The organism is Bifidobacterium sp. B4111 (assembly GCF_026537235.1).
Lineage (GTDB): Bacteria > Actinomycetota > Actinomycetes > Actinomycetales > Bifidobacteriaceae > Bombiscardovia.
The window spans coordinates 61,254-80,496 of record NZ_JAFNMO010000002.1; the positions used below are offsets into that span (position 1 = coordinate 61,254).

Below are 19,243 nucleotides of genomic sequence, written 5' to 3' on the forward strand. Positions count from 1 at the left end.
CCTGTCTCTGATCTTGTAACTGCTCTGAAGTTTGCCTCTTGGCGGGATGCCCGTCAGACGGGCATCCCTGTGACTGGTGGTTCAGCGGTACTCCGGCTCGGGAGCGGACTGGTCTGCCTTGGCTGCAGCGTCCGGACGGGCGCCGATGTTGAAGCCCAGGTCGTCGGAGGCAGCGCTCGGGTCGTCGTCCTCGTCCTTCATCTCGATCACGTTGCCTTCCGCGTTGAGCACTTCCACGTTCAAGGAGAGCGACTGCATCTCCTTGAGCAGCACCTTGAAGGATTCGGGGATGCCGGCTGCCGGCAGGTTCTCCCCGCGCACGATGGCTCCGTATGCCCGGACGCGGCCATCCACGTCGTCGGACTTGGTGGTCATCATCTCGTGCAGGGTGTAAGCGGCGCCGTAGGCCTCCAAGGCCCAGACCTCCATCTCGCCGAAACGCTGGCCGCCGAACTGGGCCTTACCGCCCAGGGGCTGCTGGGTGATCATGGAGTAGGGGCCGGTGGACCGGGCGTGAATCTTGTCGTCGACCAGGTGGTGGAGCTTGAGCATGTACATGTAGCCCACGGAGATGGGTTTGGTGAAAGGCTCGCCGGTACGGCCATCGTAGAGCACGGCCTTGCCGTCGTCGCCCACCAGGCGCTCGCCGTCACGGTTGGGCAGGGTGGTCTTGAGCAGACCGTTCAGGGCATCCTGACGCACGCCGTCGAAAACCGGGGTGGCCACGGCGGTGCCGGGCTCGGCCTTCTCGGCGCCTGCCGGGATGTGCTTCTTCCACTCCGCTTCCAGGTCGGGGTCCAGGCTGATGTCCCAGCCGGAGTGGGCGATCCACCCCAGGTGGAGCTCCAGGACCTGGCCCAGGTTCATACGGGAGGGCACGCCCAGGGGGTTGAGCATGATGTCGATGGGGGTGCCATCGGCCATGAAGGGCATATCCTCCTCGGGCAGGATTCTCGAGATGACGCCCTTGTTGCCGTGGCGGCCCGAGAGCTTGTCGCCCTGGGTGATCTTGCGGTGCTGGGCGATGTAGACCCGGATCATCCGGTTGACGCCGTTGGGCAGCTCGTCGCCGTCCTCCTCGGCATCCTCGCGGGTGACCTCCTTGACCTCGATGACCGTGCCGGTCTCGCCGTGGGGCACCCGCAGGCTGGTGTCGCGCACCTCGCGGCTCTTCTCGCCGAAGATGGCCCGCAGGAGCCGCTCCTCGGGGGTCAGCTCGGTCTCACCCTTGGGGGTGACCTTGCCGACCAGGATGTCGCCGGCCTCGACCTCGGCACCGATGCGGATGATGCCGCGCTCGTCAAGGTTGGCCACTGCATCCTCGCCCACGTTGGGCAGGTCGCGGGTGATCTCCTCGGCGCCCAACTTGGTCTCGCGGGCGTCGGTCTCGTACTCCTCGATGTGGATGGAGCTCAGGGTGTCGTCCTGGACCAGACGCTGGGAAATGATGACGGCGTCCTCGTAGTTGTAGCCGTTCCAAGGCATGAAGGCCACCAGGAGGTTCTTGCCCAGGGCCATCTCGCCCTTCTGGGTGGCGGGGCCATCGGCGAGGACCGTGCCGGCCTCGACCCGCTCCCCATCCTTGATCAGAGGAACCTGGTTGTAGCAGGTGGTCTGGTTGGACCGCTGGAACTTGGCCAGCTTGTAGGAGGACTGGGTGCCGTCGTCATTCATGACACGAATGATGTCGGCGGAGACGTAGGTGACCACGCCTGGCTTCTCGGCCAGGATGACGTCACCGGAATCGATGGCGGACCGCCACTCGGAACCGGTACCCACCAGGGGACGCTCGGACTTGACCAGGGGGACGGCCTGACGCTGCATGTTGGTGCCCATCAGTGCTCGGTGGCCCTCGTCGTGCTCCAGGAAGGGGATCAGAGAGGCACCCACCGAAACCATCTGCCGGGGGGAGACATCCATCAGATCCACCTGGGAGACGGGCACATCCTTGGCCTCGGCCTCGGCATCACGGACCAGGGCCTCGTCCTCGACGAAGTGTCCGGTCTCGTCGATCTCCTGGTTGGCCTGGGCGATGGTGTGCTCGGACTCCTGGTCGGCGGTCATGTAGACCACGTCGTCAGTCACCTGGCCATCAATGACCTTGCGGTAGGGGGTCTCGATGAAGCCGAAGGGGTTGACGCGGGCGAAGGTGGCCAGGGAGCCGATCAGACCGATGTTGGGACCTTCAGGGGACTCGATGGGGCACATGCGTCCGTAGTGGGAGGGGTGCACATCGCGCACCTCCATGGAGGCACGGTCGCGGGACAGGCCGCCGGGGCCCAGGGCCGAAAGACGACGCTTGTTGGTCACGCCGGCCAGCGGGTTGTTCTGATCCATGAACTGGCTCAGCTGGGAGGTTCCGAAGAACTCCTTGATGGTGGCGTTGACCGGGCGGATGTTGATCAGGGACTGCGGGGTGATGGCCTCGGCGTCCTGGGTGGTCATCCTCTCGCGGACCACACGCTCCATACGGCTCAGGCCGGTGCGCAGCTGGTTCTGGATCAGCTCGCCCACCTGGCGGATGCGGCGGTTGCCGAAGTGGTCGATGTCGTCCACGTCCACCCGCAGCTCGATGTCCTGGCCGTCGCGGCGGCCGGGGAAGGTCTGCCCGCCGGCATGCAGGGTCACCAGATACTTCAGGGTGGCGATGATGTCCTCGGGATGCAGGCTGCGGTCGTTGAAATCGGCCTCAAGGCCCAGCTTGCGGTTGATCTTGTAACGACCGACCCGGGCCAGGTCGTAGCGCTTGGTGTTGAAGTAGAAGGAGTCCAGCAGGTTGCGGCCGGCCTCGGGAGAAGCTGTGTCAGCAGGCCGGATCTTGCGGTAGAGGTCGGTCAGGGCCTCGTCCTGGGTCTCGATGGTCTCCTTCTCCAGGGCATCCAGCACCAGCGGGTAGCCCTTGAAGGCCTTGCGGATCTGCGGCTTGGTCATGCCGATAGCCATGAGGAAGACGATGGCGGACTGCTTGCGCTTGCGGTCCACGCGCACGCCCAGCACATCGCGCTTGTCGATCTCAAACTCCAGCCAGGCACCCCGGCTGGGGATGATCTTGGCCCCGAAAATCTCCTTGTCGGAGTTGCGGTCCTGGGTGCGGTCGAAGTAGACACCCGGGGAGCGAACCAGCTGGGAGACGATAACGCGCTCCGAGCCCCCGATAATGAAGGTGCCGTGAGGGGTCTGCAGCGGGAAGTCGCCCATGAAGACGGTCTGCGACTTGATCTCGCCGGTGTCCCCGTTTTCGAACTCGGCGTTCACATACAGAGGAGCCGAGTAGGTGTAGTCCTTCTCCTTGCACTCCTGGACCGTGTGCCGAGGCTCCTCGAAGTAAGGATCCGAGAAGGTCAGGCTCATGGTCTGGGCGAAGTTCTCAATGGGAGAGATCTCCTGGAAGACCTCATCCAGGCCGGAGACGGGGGCCACGGTATGGGTCCCGTTGACCTGATCCTCCTCGACCCGCTTCTTCCAGCGGTCGTTGCCGACCAGCCAGTCGAAGCTATCGGTCTGCACACCCAGGAGGTAGGGCACCTCGATGGGTTCGCGGATGGATCCGAAGTTGACACGATCGGTGGCCTTGTGCAGTTTGATGTCGTGTTCGTCAGCGCGTGCCTGCGTAGTGGTGGTACTTCTTACAGCTTTATTGGCAGCCAAAATGGACGTTCCTTATCGCTCGCCGTACTCGATCATTCCTGTTACCCCAGGGAGATGCCGAATGGCCGCCATATGCCTATTCGCGGGCACCTCCTCGATGATGCATGCCCGCTATATGACACACCTCATGCAAAGCATCAAGAGTACCAGCTAAGAGCCCCGGAAGCAATCGGCGTGTCGTTTTAGAGCAACTGCTATTGGACCATGACCGGCACAGGGTGGGAAACCACTCGGGGATTGGCCTTGAGGACCAGCTTGGCCTGGTAGGAGCCGGCATTGACGCGGGGCAGCTGATCGTCGGGCAGGCAGCTGTCCTGACTGCTGTCGGCATTCCAGGTGATGGTCTGCACGTCCTTGTCGCCGGTGGCCATGAGCAGGGTGCGAGCCCCAACCGGACAGGCATCGGAACGCCAGATGGTCTCCTCGCCGCTGGTGATAATCAGCACCCGGCCGCCGTCGGAGCCGTCCACCAGACAGGAGCCCGTTCCCTTGTGACGAATGGTCGCCGTAAAGTCGATGGATCCGCCGACCCCGGTACTGGGATCGGGCGCGGCCAGCTCCAAGGCCAAGTCCTCCTTGCCGCAGTCAGGAGCTCCTGAGGAACGCTTCTTGCCGGAATCCTTCTTCTGCTTGTCTTTGTCCTTGGATTTGGTCTTTGAGCTCTGCTGGACACTGGTCGAGGTTCCCTGGGCCCCATTGCCTCCACGCAGTGCTCGGATGCCGGCCCCCACGCCCCAGACCAGACCAGCGCAGACCAACAGAAAGAGCACCGCCAGCAGGGCAGCCGCAATCCTCCGGCGACGGTACATCCGCCGCTTCTTCTCGCTCATGCGTCGCTTGGCCATACTTCTCCAGTCTAATCGTCAGGGCTGCCTTCACTGCGGCAGACTCAGGAGGCCATCTGGGCCGATCTCCAGAAGGCCGTCCTCGTCCAGGGAGGCGATACACCGATCAAGTCGGATTTCGTCGTCGCACAGGGATTTCAGGTCCTTCCTGGAGACGGGCGCGCCCGAAGCCTGTCGCAGTGCCTGGAGAATGGATCCGCGAATCTGCCGATCGGTGCCTGCGAAGCGCTGCCGGGGCCTGGTCCTGCCTGCACCCAGACCGGGCAGCCCAGCCTTGAGGAAACGGCAGTGGCCGGCCAGAGGACAGATGTCGCAGACCGGCTTGCGGGCCACACAGACCGTAGCCCCCAGCTCCATAACGGCCTGATTCCATCGGGTCGAGGGCGGCTCCCGCCAGGCTGCCGACCGGATCTGCGGGTCAGCCGTTCCCAAGCTGTCGTCACCATTCACGTGATGATCAGAAACTTCTGAATCTTCGTCCTCAGGCAGGACCTGCCAGGCCAGCTGGCGCTCTTCTCGGCTGGCAGCACCCCCTTTGGATTCACGTCCCAGAAAGACCCTGGAGAGCACCCTGCGAATGTTGGTATCGATGACGGCGATCCTCTCGCCGTAGGCAAAGCTCATGACAGCGCTGGCCGTATAGTCGCCGATGCCAGGCAGGGCCACCAGCTGGTCGTAATCCCGGGGCAGCCGGTCTGCGTACTGACTGGCCACCTGCCGCGCGCACTCCTGCAGGCGCAGGGCTCGGCGCGGGTAACCCAACCTGCCCCAGGCCGTAATGACTTCAGCCTTGGGGGCGGCGGCCAGTGAGGCCGCATCCGGCCAGACTTTCATCCAGGCCGTCCAGTAGGGCACCACCCGACTCATCTGGGTCTGTTGGCTCATGACCTCGGAGACCAGGACCCCCCAGGGCGTGGTTCGCCCGAAGCGCCAGGGCAGGTCGCGGGCATATCGGCTCCACCAGTCGAACAGCCGCAGACGGATGGGCTCCGTCTCCGCCAAGGTCGTCTCCGCACGCTCCATGGGTCACACCGCCCCTCACCATCCGATTCCGCCTCATTCAACCGCCGTATTCTGCCCGACGGTGCCGACCGGCACTGCCTGGCCTGTCGTTTGGCGACGGTAGGTTGGCCTCATGAACAGGCAGGAACAGGAGCGGTCCGGCGACCCCTCGAAGGCCGTCGAAAGCATGTACGAGTACGGATACCGCAAATCGAACTATGGTCCCGACGAGCTGGTCACCGACGCCCACGGCAACCCCATATCGGTAGTGGATGCCATGATGAAGGCCGATCAGGCCAGCCGTGTCAAGACCTCCACGCCCCACCTGTGCTACTACTCGCCGCGAATCCCCGGCAACACCGGCTCGGCCATCCGCCTATGCGCCGTGACCGGCACCATCCTGCACCTGATAGAACCCCTGGGCTTCAACCTCAAAGACACCAAGCTGCGCCGGGCCGGCCTGGACTACCACGACATGGCCCATGTGGTCCTGCACCCGGACTTCGACGACCTGGTCCGCTCCATGCCCGACAGCCGAATCATCGCCTTCACCGCCCACGCCGACAAGCTCTACACCGAGGTCAGCTACCGGCCGGACGACATCCTCCTGTTCGGCCCCGAACCGGGCGGCATCCCCGACCCCATGGAGATCATGGCCGGCCCTCACGTGGCCGAACAGGTCAGGCTGCCCATGCGACCCAGCCTGCGCAGCCTGAACCTGACCAACTGCGCCTCCATCGCCATCTACGAGGCCTGGCGGCAACTGGGATTCCAAGGCGGTCGCTGAACCCCGCGAGCGCACTCAGTTCTTGAAGCTGTGAATGGGTGCCGGGATGTGTCCGCCTCGATTGACGAAGTCCGCGCAGGAACGGGTATTGACCGGCACGACCGGCCCGCCGCCCATGAGCCCGCCGAACTCGGCCCACTCGCCCACCTGCTTGCCGATGACAGGAATGACCCTGACAGCGGTGGTCTTCTGATTGATCATGCCTATGGCCGCCTCGTCGGAGATCAGGCCGGCAATGGACTCAGCAGATGTATCCCCCGGGATGGGAATCATATCCAGCCCCACCGAGCAGACGCAGGTCATGGCTTCAAGCTTCTCCAGGGTCAGGCTCCCCTCCTGCGCAGCCTGGATCATGGCGGCGTCCTCGGACACGGGGATGAAGGCCCCAGACAGCCCGCCCACCGAGCTGGAAGCCATGATGCCGCCCTTCTTGACCTGATCATTGAGGATGGCGAGAGCAGCGGTGGTCCCCGGTGCGCCCACCTGCTCCAGGCCCATGGCCTGCAGGACCTCGCCCACTGAATCCCCGACGGCAGGGGTGGGCGCCAGGGACAGGTCGATGATCCCGAAGGGCACGTCCAACCGACGGCTGGCCTCCTGGGCCACCAGCTGCCCCACCCTGGTGATCTTGAAAGCCGTGCGCTTGATGGTCTCGCAGAGCTGCCCGAAGTCCGCCCCTCGCGCGGATTCGAGGGCGGTCTTGACCACTCCAGGACCGGAGACCCCCACGTTGATGACGGCCGACCCCTGGCTGACCCCATGGAAACCGCCGGCCATGAAGGGGTTGTCGTCCGGAGCGTTGCAGAAGACCACCAGCTTGGTGCAGCCGGAGCTGTCCGAGTCGGCGGTGCTCTCGGCAGTGGCCTTGACGACCCGGCCCATCAGGGCTACGGCATCCATATCGATGCCCGTTCTGGTGGAGCCCACGTTGACGCTGGCGCAGACCCGTTCCGTCTGGCTCAGCGCCCTGGGCAGAGACTTTATCAGCAGCCGCTCGGCCGGGGTCATGCCCTTGCCGACCAGGGCCGAGTAGCCGCCGATCAGGTTGACGCCGACCTCTTGGGCCGAGCGGTCCAGGGCCTTGGCCACGGCCACATAGTCCTCCACGGTGTGGCAGGCTCCGGCGGCCACCAGAGATATGGGGGTGACGGTGATCCGCTTGTTGACGATGGGAATGCCGTATTCGCGGGCGATGGAGTCCCCAGTGGGCACCAGGTCGCCGGCCAGGGAGACGATCTTGCGATGAATGTTTCGGCAGAGCATGTCCACATCCTGGCTGGCGCAGTCCAGCAGGCTGATGCCCATAGTGATGGTGCGCACGTCCAGGCGCTCCCGGTCGATCATGTCGTTGGTCTCCAGGACCTCGTCACGTGTGATCATGGCTGCCTCCTCAGACCCGGTGCATCCTTGTGAAGATCTCCTCGCGTTGGCAACGGATGGAGACTCCGATGTCCTCTCCCAGGGATTCCATCCTCTGACTCAACGCATCGAAATCATCCCAGCAGGCGGTGCAGTCCACAATCATCATCATGGTGAAGAAGCCATCCAGAATGGTCTGCGAAATATCCAGCACATTGATCCCCTGCTGGGAGAGGTCTGTGCAGACCTTGCCGATGATGCCGATGGCATCCTTGCCCACCACCGTGATGATCGCCTTGTCCATGACCGTCCTCCTCATCCACCTCGCCCTTGACCGGACCCCTTGAAAACCGGGACCCCGCTCCCCCAGCTTAGAGGAGCGCCGGGAGAAGCGGGGGTCGTAGAAGCCTGCAGTCCGGATTCAGGATTCGCGCGCAGCTGCCGAGGAGGGCAGGGCGATCAAGGCTCTGGGGGCCTTAAATCCTTTGGAGGCGAATCGTTCGGCGATGTCACGGGCAAGATCGGAGCCCTTGCCGGCGTCAGCCAGGGCGATGATGGATCCGCCGAACCCGCCGCCGGTCATGCGAGCCCCGTAGGCCCCGCCCTGGCGTGCTGCGTCCACGGCCTCATCCAGCTCCGGGCAGGTGACCTCGTAGTCGTCCCGAAGGGAATCATGGGAGGCGTTGAGCAGGCGGCCGGCCAGGACGTGATCGCCCCTGCCGAAGGCCTCGATGAAGCGGTCCACCCGTCCTATCTCGCTGACCACGTGACGGACCCGCCGACGCATGGTCTCATCCGGCAGCTGCTCCAGCAGGGCATGCAGGGCGGATGGGGGATCAGCGGCCCCATTGACCTGGTCTGCCACCTGGCGCAGGTTGGGCACCCCCAGCAGACGCGCAGCCTGTTCGCAGGTGGCCCGCCGCTGTTCGTATTGGCCATCGTTGAGCTGGTGCTGGGCCCTGGTGTCGACGACCAGCAGCTCCAGGCCCGCATCCTGCAGGTCGAAGAGGACCTGGCGCACATTGCTCATGGCATCCAGCTCCGGCCGGCAGTCCAGCCGCAGGGCGCAGCCGGATCGACACCGCATGGAGGCGCTCTGATCCATGCCCCCGGTGGAAGCGCCGGCCATATCGTTCTCAGCCGTGATGGCGGCCTGGACCAGCCTGACCCGGCCAGCCTCGTCGCCGCCCAGCCCCAGACCGAAGAGGTCATCCAAGGCCAGGGCTACTGCACAGGTCATAGCCGCCGAAGAGCTCAACCCGGACCCCACCGGCACACAGGATGCCAGGGCCAGATCGAACCCTTGAACCTGGGGGAAGCCATCCCGCTGCAGGGCCCAGGCCACGCCTACCGGATAGGCCGCCCAGCCGCTCACTCCCCGGGCCTGAAGCCCATCCATGTCAGCCTGGACCGGATGCTCCGGATCCATGGTGGAGACCAGTCGGACCCGGCTGTCTGTCCTGGGGCTGACGGCCACATAGGTGCGGGTGGGCAGTGCGATGGGCAGACAGAGCCCGGCGTTGTAATCCGTGTGCTCGCCGATCAGATTGACTCGGCCAGGGGCGCTCCAGACGCCCTGGGGATTCTCGCCATAGACCTTTTGGAAGAGCCCACGGGCCTTGGTGGCCCCTTGGCCGTCAGCGCCCTGGGTCCAGGCGTGTATGAATTCCACTGTCGTCGTCATTGATTCTCTCCATTCTCCAGATCCAGGGGTCCCAGCTGGCGGAAACGGTCGGCGATCCGCTCGGGGGTGGTGTCCGACACCCAGGCAGCCATGCCTGACTCGGATCCGGCAAGATACTTGATTTTGTCCACGGCCCGACGGAAGGAGAAGAACTGCAGGTTGAGCCGGTAGTCCTCCCGCCGCGGATCGTGCAGCGGTGCCTGGTGCCAGGCGGCGATGTAGGGCAGATCCATCCCCCTGCCGTCGCCCTTGTCGAAGAAGGCGTTGCCCCTCTTGAGCAGGGTGGAATACATGACGGCCAGGTCCCAGCGCTCCTGGTCGTTGAGCTGATCCAGGCTCAGGATCCCGTCGCGGATGGGGGCCAGGTGGACTTCCAGGGGCCAGCGAGCGGCGGCAGGCACATAGGCCACCCAGGTGGCATTGCGGAAGACCACCCGCCGCCCGGAGTCCAGCTCGGCCTTGAGGATGTCCGCCAGGAGGTTGCCGCCGGTGCGCTCCCGGTAGTCGGCGCACTGCCTCAACTCCTGCTCCAGCCGGGGGGCGATGAAGGGGTAGCAGTAGATCTGTCCGTGGGGGTGGGCCAGGGAGACGCCGATCTCCTGGCCATGGTTCTCGAAGGGGAAGATCTGTTCGATGCCCTCCATGGTCGAGATCTCAGCAGTACGGAAGGCCCAGGCCTCCACCACCGTCCGCAGACGGGAAACCGGCAGATCGGCGGGCAACGCGTGCTCATCGGGGTCGAAGCAGACCACCTCGCAGCGCCCGTTGGCCTCGCGCACTGGCCAGAGTGGGTTGCCGTCCACCAGGGAGGGCTGGTCGACCGCCTGGGTATTGGGCACCTGCATCATGGAGGGGAAACGGTTCTCGAAGACCGCCACGTTGTAGTCCACATCGGGGATCTCCCCATCCTGGTAGGGGTCCCCGGGCTTTCTGGCGGCCAGGGGGTTGCCCTTGGCGGTGGCCTGCGGGCCGGCGGTGATGGGCCGGTTCATCCGGGCCGTGGCCATGGGAATCCAGTCGCCGGTCAGAGGGTCCCGACGCATCTGCGGCGGCTGGAAGGGCACCGTCCTGCCCTCCTGGTCCTGATGGGGGGCGAACCGGTCGGTCAGCGGACGGGGATCGTCCAGACGCCTGGTCTTGCGGCCGGAGACGTACTCAGGATCGTCGTCCAGGTAGAAGAACCGGCGTCCGTCGGCCAGCCTGGTGGGGGTGATGCGGATGTGCTCCCTGGCATACTCGCCGGGAACATACCGCTGGGGGACATACTGCTCTGACTTCATGCTGCTCCTTCATCGTCCGTGATGATTGACAATCCATGGCAACCAGCTATGGCAACCCGCGCACTCCAGTGTGACCGGCCGCTCATTGAGCCTGATCCTCAGACCCATCGGTGGGTTGAGCCTGGCCTTCCTCGGGATTGACCGGCACCAACACCAGCCGCTTGACCAGGGAGCGGGTGGCCTCGGCCGACTCCTGGTCCAGCTGGTCGTCGGTAATGACGGTGTCCACCTGGTCGAAGGAGGCGAACAGGGACAGGGAGGTGCAGCTCCACTTGGTATGGTCGGTCAGGATGATGGTCCGGTCGGCGATGTCCATCAGCGCCATATCGGTGGCCGCCTCCAGGGAATTGGGCATCAGGAAGCCACGTGGGATGGAGACCGAGTGGGTCCCCAGAAAGACCGTGTTGACCCGTAGGGAGGCGATGACCTTATCCGCAATGGGGCCTACCAGGGAGTTGGACCGGGTGATGACGCCGCCGGTGACGATGACCTCCACGTCCTTGCTCTCCATGGCCTGAACCAGCTCGGCCACGGGGATGGAATTGGTCAGCAGGGTCACGCCGGCACACTGACGGCTCTCCAGGAGGTGCTGGGCGAAGACATAGGCCGTGGTTCCGCCGCCGATGGCGATGACGTCACCCGGGGAAACGTAGTCGATGGCATGACGGGCGATGGTGTCCTTGAGGCCCATGTCCATCTGCGACTTGACCGAGAAGAGCGGCTCAGCCAGCAGCGAGCTGGTGGTGACGGCCCCTCCGTGGACCCTCTTGAGCAGGCCCTTGTCCGCCAGGTCGGCAATGTCCCGACGGATGGTCATGGCGGAAACGCCCAGCTCCTTGGAGAGGGCGGTGATACGGACTGCGCCACGAGTACGCAACCGGTTCAATATCAGGTGTTGGCGTTGTGACGATATCATTCGAACATTATCGCACACATTCGCCCAAATTGGCAAGCCGGCCATTGGACTGTGGTCGCGGTCCAAAAACAGGGGCGAACAATCGATGTTTCCTCGATACCCCGACCATTCTTCCATATGCCAGAGGCCTGCCGCGGCTATTGCAGCAATCTGTCAGCCAAGGCACATTCTGTCTTCAAGTCGCCCACAAGGGCCTGCTGGGTCGCCTGAGAAAGCGAACACGATGGTGATGCAATGTCAGTTTCGATGGGTCAACCGTTCAAGTCCCCACAGGGTCACCTGGACCATGGCCTCCAGAACGATCCCGGCATCCATCTTCGAGCTGCCGCGAACCCGCTCCACGAAGACTATAGGCACTTCGACGACACTCAGACCCATGGCCTGGACCCGACGCAGCATATCCACCTGAAAGACGTAGCCGCTGGAGCGGACCCTTCGCAGATCGATCCGCCTGAGCACATCTGCTCGATAGACCCGTAGGCCGGCGGTCATGTCACGCACTGAGGATCCCAGGGCGGTGCGGGCATACCAGGATCCCATACGCGAGATCAGGTCCCGATACCAGGGCCAATGTTGAGTGCGGCCTCCGCGCACCCGGCGCGAGCCGATGACCAGATCCGGATGCGCCTCGCCTCGGGCCACCGCCAGCATTCTGGCCAGATCCTGGGGTCGATGGGAGCCATCCATGTCCATCTCGCAGATCAGGCCATAGCCATGCCCCAAAGCCCAGCGGAAACCCTGCACGTAGGCAGGACCCAACCCGCGGCGGTCATGCCGATGGAGGACGTGCACGCGAGGGTCGCGCTTGGCCATGTCCTCGGCCTTGGCACCGGTGCCGTCCGGCGAGTTGTCGTCGACGACCAGAACATCGACTTCCGGGCAGCAAGCCAGCAGCTGTGGAAGGGTCACTCCGATATTGTCAGCCTCTTGATACGTAGGCATGACCACAATGGTCCCTGCTCCACCACGAACAGCGTCCATGGCCGCTCTCAGCGTGCGATGCCGTAGGCCCCGCGCCGGTAAGGCTCAGGGTAGGGGGCCTGCTGAGCGGACAGCCCCAGTTTGTAGGCGGCCCTAAGCGGCCAGTAGGGGTCGCGCAGACTGGCTCGACCGATCTCGACCGCATCGGCCAGACCCTTGCGTACGATCCGGTCAGCCTGCCTGGGCTTGGTGATCAGCCCCACCGCTGTGGTGGGAATCAGCACCTGACTGCGCACCTGGTAGGAGAAGGGCACCTGGTAGTTGGGAGCGGCTGGGATCTTCACGCCTGGCACCAGACCTCCGGTGGAAACGTCAATCAGATCCACCCCGTGCAGCTTGAGCACCTTGGCGGTGCGGATGGTCTCGTCCAGACCCCATCCGCCAGTGGCCCAGTCGGTGGCGGACATGCGCACCAGCAGGGGCATGCCCGAGGGAATGACCTCGCGCACCGCATCGGTCACCTGGATCAGCAGGCGCATTCTGCCGGACAGGTCACCCCCGTACTCGTCGCTGCGTCGGTTGATCAGGGGATCCAGGAATTGTGAGAGCAGGTAGCCGTGGGCGGCGTGCAGCTCCACTCCCAGGAAGCCGGCTTGAACGGCTCGCACGGCAGCTGAACGGAAGTCAGCCACAATGGAGGCTATCTGCGCCCGCGAGAGCTGAACCGGGACCGCCATCCTCCCGAAGGCGATGGGGCTGGGACCCACGGGCTGCCATCCTCCTTCGGCCACGGGTACGGTGGCGTTGATATAGCCCATGGAGGAGCACCCGGAGGAGCCCTTGCGCCCCGAATGGTTGAGTTGGACGATGGGGACGGCTCCAGCGGCCTTGACATCCCGGACGATGCCCTGCCAGGCCCTGGTCTGCTCGTCATCCCATAGCCCCACGTCGCAGGGAGAGATCCGCCCCTGGGGATTTACAGCCGTGGCCTCCCCGATGACGACCCCGAAGCCGCCCAGGGCCCTGGATACATAGTGCTGATAGTGGAAGTTGGTAGGAACCCCGTCATGCCGCAGGGACGAATAGGTGTCCATGGGCGGCATCCAGATCCTATTGCGGATGTGCTGGTCGCGCAGTTCCATGGGCTGGAAGAGCGCAGGCAGGGCCGTCTCCCGCCTTTTTCCTGATTTTGATTTCCTGGCCTTTTTGACTCTTTTGGCCTTCTTGTCCTTCTTGGACGATTTGATCCCCTTGGCAGCCTTGCCAGTCTTCTTCTTGCCGTCGCCGGCATCCGGCTCAAAGGGCCAGATCGGTTTGGAAACATCCAACCTGCCGGAGCCGCTCACCGGCCCCGGCATCACCTGATCCTCATGAACCCGGCCGTCGGCCCGAGGGGCCTTGTCATCCAGCTCTGAATATTCCTGGACCATCTATTCCTGCCTCTCCCGGCGGACGGCCGTACCCCTCGTGGTCCCGCCCGTCGACGAATCCCTAATGGTCTCCATTGTAAGCACAGCCTCGCTCGGGTCCCAGCCGGAACCCATCAAGCGGATCAGGCCAGGTACTAGTCAGCCGCTTGCACGCTCTGAGTCGCTTCCGAAGTGAGCTCCTCGCTCTCCGGCTCCTGCACGCCTACACCACGGGTCATCTGACGCTGCTGCATCGGAGCCGACTGCTGAGGCTGGACCCCGCCGGTAAAGCGAGCGTCGGGGTTGCCGTAGGAATTATCAGGCTGAATGTTGGCAGCGGCCAGGTAGGTGTTCATGAACTCCTTCCATGCCGGGGTGGCGATGTACATGCCGTACCAAGTGCCCATGGACCGTCCGTTGATGACCTTGCCATTGAAGGAGACCTGACCCTCGGCATTGCCCACAGTGACGAAGGAGGCCACCTGGGGCACGAACCCGCCGGCCAGCATGTACTTGTCCTCATGGGTGCCCGTCTTGGCGAAGGTCTTGCGGCCCCCGTCCAGCTGGGTCACGGCCGCCTCGCCTCCGGGCTGGACCACGCCCTGGTTGAGGGCATAGGCGGTGGTCTCGGCGATGCCCGGGTCGATGGCCTGATGGCAGTTGGCCTTGGGCACCTTGATGGACCGCTTGTTCTTATCGATCACCTTGGTCATGGCAATAGGGCTGCAGGCCACGCCCTTGGCGGCGATGGTGGCGTAGACGTTGGCCATGGTCAGCGGGGAGGCCTGGACCGATCCGATGGTCATGGGCGGCTGGAAGCTGTTGTCTGAGTGGATGTCCATCTGGTCCTTGGGCGAATTGTGGTAGCCCATGTCCTTGGCTGTATCCGCTATGCTGCACAGACCAATCTGCTGGGCCATGGAGGCCTGGGTGGTGTTGTGCGAGCGAATCAGGCCCTGCAGGGGGCTCTCAGGCGAAGTGGTGCCGCCGCCCGAGTTCTCAACGTGCCAGCTGCCAGTGCCGAATCCGTAGGAGGTACCGTCAGCCGTCTTACAGGCGAAGGCGGTCTGCGGATAGCTGGTAGAGGTGCGCAGGGGCTGGTTGATGGACTTGCCGGCCTTCATCCAGGCCACCAGATTGATGGGTTTCCAGGTGGAACCCACGGGGAAACCCCAGCCGCCGCCATCCTGCTGGTCCACTGCATAGTTGATGGCCGTGCGGGTGCCACCGCCGGAGTTCTGGGTGGCGTCGTAAATGCGGTTGATCCCGAAGCCCAAAACCTCGCCGGTGCCCGGACGAATGGCCGCCATCGTCACTTCGAAGCCGGTCGGATCATCCACGGGGATGGTGTCCCGGGCCGCCTTCATGGCTGCGGCGTTGGCATTGACGTCCATGGTGGTGTAGATGTCCAGGCCGCCCTCCTTGAGGAGTTTGTTGCGATCCTCCTGGCTCTTGCCGAACTCCTTGGAGTTGAGGATCTGCTTGGTCACGTAGTCGCAGAAGAAGGCCGCGTCCCCGGCCGCCTGGCAGCCGGCGTCCGCAGACTGCACATGCAGCATCTGATCCAGCGGCTTGGCCTTGTTCTCCTCATACTGGCGCTGACTGATGTAGTTCTCCTGCCTCATCAGATCCAGGACGATGTTCCGCTGCTCCTGAGCGGCCTTGATATTGACGGTTGGGTCGAAACGTGCGGGATTCTTGGTCACGGCGGCGATGGTGGCCGACTCGCCCGGATCCAGCTCCTTGGCCGACTTGCTGAAATAGCGCCTGGCCGCCGACTCAACCCCGTAGACGTTGGTTCCGAACTGGGCGATATTCAAGTACCCTTGAAGAATCTCGGCCTTGGAGTACTTCTTCTCCATCTGCACCGCTATCAGCATCTCCCGCATCTTGCGGGCTATGGTCTCCTCCTGGGCGTGATACTCGGCGATGGGGTCGTTGTTTTCCTCGGCCTGGTTCATGAGCACGTTTTTGACGTACTGCTGGGTCAGGGAGGAACCGCCCTGGGTGTCACCCTGCTTGATGTAGGTCTGGATGAAGGCCCTGAGCACGCCCTGGGTATCCACGCCCGCATGCTCGAAGAAACGACGGTCCTCACGGGCCACCACGGCCTTCTGCATGTAGTCGGAGACATCCTTGATGGGTACCACAATCCGGTTTTGCGCGTAGAAGGTGGCGATGACGGTATGCCCGTCGGAGGCGTAAAGGCGGGACTGCTGGGGCAGATCGTTGACGTTGAAGTCGATGTTCTCCGTCTTCAGAGCAGGCATCAGATTCTTGGAGACGGCGTTGATGCCGAAGACTGCGGGGAACAGAAAACCAGAGACGACCACGCCACCTGCGACGCAGAAGATGAGGTAAGCCAGCAGCAGCGTGAAAAAGCGCCTGACCGACATGGATTTCTTTTGTTCGGGCATGGTCTCCATCCTAGGCCGTTGGCTCTACCTGACAGCGGCGTTCACATGCGTGAGCGTCGAATCAGCGGTCCTGGCTGGAAAATGATGATGGTGCGGCCCTTGCGAGAGATCCATCCCCGGTTGGAGAAGTCCATCAGGGCCTTGTTGACAGTCTCCCGTGAGGCACCGACCAGCTGGGCCAGCTCCTCCTGGGTCAGATCGTAAGGGACCATCAGCCCCTGCTCGAAGGGTTCACCGAAGCGTGTGGCCAGATCCAGCAGGGTCTTGGCCAGACGGGCCGGCACGTCCAGGAAGACCAGGTCGGAGATGCGCTCGTTGTCGGTCCGCAGGCGGTGGGCCAACACCTGAAGCATGTCCACAGCCACCTTGGGGTGCTGATTGAGCCAGTCAAAGAGGGCATCGTGATCCAGGGCAGCCAACTTGGTCTTGTTGACCATGACCACAGCCGAGGCGGTACGCGGCCCGCCGGAGGGGTCAAAGACGGGAATCTCGCCCAGAATCTCCCCGCGCCCATGGATGCTGAGCAGCTGGATGCGGCGGTCGGGCGACTGGCGAACCAGCTTGACCCTGCCCTCCTCCAGCAGATACATTCGGTGGTCGGTGTCCCCCTGCCGGAAGACCGTGGACCCCTTGGCATAAGTGGACTCGTGCATGGTGTCCAAAAGCTGGTCGGCATCCTGCCTGGGCACCTGTTTGAATAGGGCGGTCTGCCTGAGGGCGTTCCCGTCATCGGGAATCTCGTTGGGCTTGTGAACCGCCATACTCCGCACTCCTTTTCGCCATGTCTGGCGGGTCTGCACCGACTCACGCATGGTTGATGACCTCACGCCGGGTTCGACGCGACTGAGCACGATTATACCCACACACATAAACCCCCCTCGCCTGTCATGCGATCTGGGCGGTCCACTCCCCACGGCCGTAGCGCTGCCGGGCCAGGGTGCGGGCCCGTTGCTCAACCTCGGGCGCAGGACTTGATATGCGAAGATCCGACACCAGGGAGGGCAGGGTGTCCAGAAGGGCATCGATCAGAGATTGACGGGTCAGACTGGTCTGCCTGTCGATGGGATCCACCCGGCTTTTGACCGAGGTCACGGCCTTGTCGTGGAATTTCGCCGGATCCACGTTGAGCACCTGGGCCATCAGATCGGCATCCACTGAGTAGGAAAGGGTGGTGTGGTGGAGCAGTCCGCCCGGCCCACGGGAGCCTGGCGGCAATCTGCGTTGGGCGGCGCCCCCCATCTTGCCCCGCGGGGAGGCGATGTCATTCATACCCTGCCAGCCCGCCTGAATCCCTTGCATGCGCAGACCACGAACCAGCCAATAGTCGCAGATCCGGTAGGAGTCGATCAGGTCGGTCCCCTTGACGAAGTCCAGGGGCAGATAGAGGGAATAGGTGATGGCCCGGTCGGGCTGGATGACCATGGTGCCACCGCCGGTACAGCGGCGAACCAGGGTAAAGCCCAGACTGCGCGCCCGCTCCACGTGGACCTCCCGGCTCAGGGACTGGAAGCGTCCCAGGATCACCGCTGGCGCCGCCCAGTTCCAGATGCGCAGGGTGGGTGGCAGCTGGCCCTGGGCCACGACATCATTGAGAGCCTGATCCATGGCCATCTGCATGGCCGGCTGACGTGGACGGTCCCTGATCAGGTCCAGCTTCAGGCCAGACCAACGGCGGCGGCATTCGACCTCGTCTGGCTGAGACTGTTGAAAAGACGCCTGGTCGGGCTCCTCGTGCCTGTGGATGACCAGCCCAGACGGCAGGGCGCGCTCCAGTGCAGTCACTAGGGTCCATGGGGACACGCCGACAACCCGTTGGCCATCCTCTTCTGCCATGATCCTGCCCAGTCGCTTCAGAGCCAGACCAGGATCCAAGGGCAGCGGGATACGGCAAATTGCGGATTCCAGCCGGGATACCGGCCCATGATCATCCTCGGGTTCACGGGAGGCGGTAGGAGCCGGCTCCGTAAAGAAGTCGCCGTCAATCCTGCAGGAAGTGATGACTGGACGGGAGTCTGCCCCCCGGCCCAAGGTCAGGGTTACGCCCGCAAGTTTACCGCACATCTGCTTGCCGACACCGTGCAGAGGGGCCGGATTCAATCCGTCAACTCCCATCCGCGAGCGTCACGATGCCAGAAGGAGCCGGTTGAAGATGTCAGAATCAGGATGCCTTCGATCAGCCCCCAGATTATGGCAATGGTCGGCCCAATGAAGAAGAAGAGGAAGCCGATCAGGGTGAGCATGAGCTGAGCCACACCCCGGCCGGTTCTGCCCAGGTAGAAGTTGCCCACGCCGAAGCAGCCCAGAAAGATGCTGAGCAGACCTGCCGCCAACTTGCTATGCGGAGTGGGTGATATTGGATAGGGACTCCTGCCGGTGGGCATAGCCCCTGGATACCCGCCCTGGGGCATGCCCGGATAGGGCCAAGGCATAGGAGCCTGCGGGGGATACTGCCGGCCAGGATATTGATTGCCTGGATACTGGCCTGCTGGGTATTGATTGCCCGGATACCCGCTCGGTGGGTACTGGCCAGACGGGTACTGGTCGGGATAGCCCTGTCCCGGCTGATAGGGCCTTGGCGGATACTGGCCACCAGGATACTGGCCACCAGGATATTGCTGACCGGTTGGATATTGTTGACCAGCTGGATACCCGGCGGTCGGATACTGACTGGGCTGATAGGGCCCTGGCTGATACGCCCCAGGATATTGGCCGCCGTTCTGAGGGGCAAATGGGTATCCGGCATTGGCCCTCTGACCTGTCGGATACCCACCATGGGGATACTGACTCGTGGGATACTGACCGGTCTGATACGGACTCTGATTCCCTCCGCCAAAATCATGGCCAGCGGGATAGCCCGAAGCCTGTTGCTGCCCGTCGACTGCATCTGGACCTGACTGGCCCGGCTGCGCAGATTTGGCAGCGGTATCTCCCCCGGCGGGCTCCTGTTGCTCGGGCGAAACCTGCGGGGACGGGGA

At 63.7% G+C, this 19,243-nt stretch carries 16 protein-coding genes; 2 read left to right on the plus strand and 14 right to left on the minus strand.

Going from position 1 to position 19,243, the window contains the following annotated elements:
* Positions 1 to 81: 81 nt before the first annotated feature.
* The 3 genes from rpoB to J3T93_RS04185 form a co-directional block, all read right to left on the minus strand.
* Positions 82 to 3,648, minus strand: coding sequence for a DNA-directed RNA polymerase subunit beta (gene rpoB, locus J3T93_RS04175; protein ID WP_267430657.1), 3,567 nt, complete (start codon positions 3,646 to 3,648; stop codon positions 82 to 84).
* A gap of 194 nt (positions 3,649 to 3,842) precedes the next feature.
* Positions 3,843 to 4,493 carry a hypothetical protein gene (locus J3T93_RS04180; RefSeq protein ID WP_267430659.1) on the minus strand — a complete coding sequence of 217 codons (651 nt, stop codon included), beginning with the start codon at positions 4,491 to 4,493 and terminating at the stop codon, positions 3,843 to 3,845.
* Positions 4,494 to 4,523: 30 nt separating this feature from the next.
* Positions 4,524 to 5,516: an A/G-specific adenine glycosylase gene (locus J3T93_RS04185; RefSeq protein ID WP_267430660.1), complete on the minus strand. Its 993-nt coding sequence runs from the start codon at positions 5,514 to 5,516 to the stop codon at positions 4,524 to 4,526.
* Between the two features lie 112 nt (positions 5,517 to 5,628).
* Here J3T93_RS04185 and J3T93_RS04190 point away from each other — a divergent pair, with 112 nt between their 5' ends.
* Positions 5,629 to 6,282 carry a tRNA (cytidine(34)-2'-O)-methyltransferase gene (locus tag J3T93_RS04190; protein WP_267430661.1) on the plus strand — a complete coding sequence of 218 codons (654 nt, stop codon included), beginning with the start codon at positions 5,629 to 5,631 and terminating at the stop codon, positions 6,280 to 6,282.
* A 15-nt stretch (positions 6,283 to 6,297) separates the two neighbouring features.
* Here the strand turns inward: J3T93_RS04190 and J3T93_RS04195 are convergent, their stop codons facing one another.
* From J3T93_RS04195 to J3T93_RS04245, 11 genes are all read right to left on the minus strand, one after another.
* A complete protein-coding gene (locus J3T93_RS04195; protein WP_267401138.1) occupies positions 6,298 to 7,662 on the minus strand; it encodes a PFL family protein in 1,365 nt (454 codons plus the stop codon).
* A 10-nt stretch (positions 7,663 to 7,672) separates the two neighbouring features.
* Positions 7,673 to 7,945 (minus strand): ACT domain-containing protein, encoded by a 273-nt coding sequence (locus J3T93_RS04200; RefSeq protein ID WP_267430662.1) that lies wholly within the window; start codon positions 7,943 to 7,945, stop codon positions 7,673 to 7,675.
* A 117-nt stretch (positions 7,946 to 8,062) separates the two neighbouring features.
* Positions 8,063 to 9,325: a galactokinase gene (gene galK, locus J3T93_RS04205; protein WP_267430663.1), complete on the minus strand. Its 1,263-nt coding sequence runs from the start codon at positions 9,323 to 9,325 to the stop codon at positions 8,063 to 8,065.
* A complete protein-coding gene (galT, locus tag J3T93_RS04210) occupies positions 9,322 to 10,605 on the minus strand; it encodes a galactose-1-phosphate uridylyltransferase (RefSeq protein WP_267401134.1) in 1,284 nt (427 codons plus the stop codon). Before galT ends, galK begins: the two co-directional genes overlap by 4 nt.
* 82 nt (positions 10,606 to 10,687) lie before the next feature.
* Entirely contained in the window at positions 10,688 to 11,539 is an 852-nt protein-coding gene (locus J3T93_RS04215; protein WP_081709277.1) for a DeoR/GlpR family DNA-binding transcription regulator, read from the minus strand.
* A 219-nt stretch (positions 11,540 to 11,758) separates the two neighbouring features.
* Positions 11,759 to 12,463 carry a polyprenol monophosphomannose synthase gene (locus J3T93_RS04220; protein ID WP_229132536.1) on the minus strand — a complete coding sequence of 235 codons (705 nt, stop codon included), beginning with the start codon at positions 12,461 to 12,463 and terminating at the stop codon, positions 11,759 to 11,761.
* 47 nt (positions 12,464 to 12,510) lie between these two features.
* Complete coding sequence (locus J3T93_RS04225) at positions 12,511 to 13,872, minus strand: NADH:flavin oxidoreductase/NADH oxidase (RefSeq protein WP_267430664.1); 1,362 nt, start codon at positions 13,870 to 13,872, stop codon at positions 12,511 to 12,513.
* Positions 13,873 to 14,006: 134 nt separating this feature from the next.
* Positions 14,007 to 16,268 (minus strand): transglycosylase domain-containing protein, encoded by a 2,262-nt coding sequence (locus J3T93_RS04230; protein ID WP_267430665.1) that lies wholly within the window; start codon positions 16,266 to 16,268, stop codon positions 14,007 to 14,009.
* 41 nt (positions 16,269 to 16,309) lie between these two features.
* Positions 16,310 to 17,029, minus strand: coding sequence for a Crp/Fnr family transcriptional regulator (locus J3T93_RS04235; protein WP_267430666.1), 720 nt, complete (start codon positions 17,027 to 17,029; stop codon positions 16,310 to 16,312).
* 124 nt (positions 17,030 to 17,153) lie between these two features.
* A complete protein-coding gene (locus J3T93_RS04240) occupies positions 17,154 to 18,380 on the minus strand; it encodes a lipoate--protein ligase family protein (protein WP_267430668.1) in 1,227 nt (408 codons plus the stop codon).
* Complete coding sequence (locus J3T93_RS04245) at positions 18,362 to 18,598, minus strand: TM2 domain-containing protein (RefSeq protein ID WP_051354139.1); 237 nt, start codon at positions 18,596 to 18,598, stop codon at positions 18,362 to 18,364. The genes J3T93_RS04240 and J3T93_RS04245 overlap by 19 nt, the downstream gene beginning before the upstream one ends.
* Positions 18,599 to 18,760: 162 nt before the next feature.
* On the opposite strand from J3T93_RS04245, the gene J3T93_RS04250 reads away from it, so the two are divergent.
* Complete coding sequence (locus tag J3T93_RS04250; protein ID WP_267430669.1) at positions 18,761 to 19,162, plus strand: hypothetical protein; 402 nt, start codon at positions 18,761 to 18,763, stop codon at positions 19,160 to 19,162.
* Positions 19,163 to 19,243: the final 81 nt, after the last annotated feature.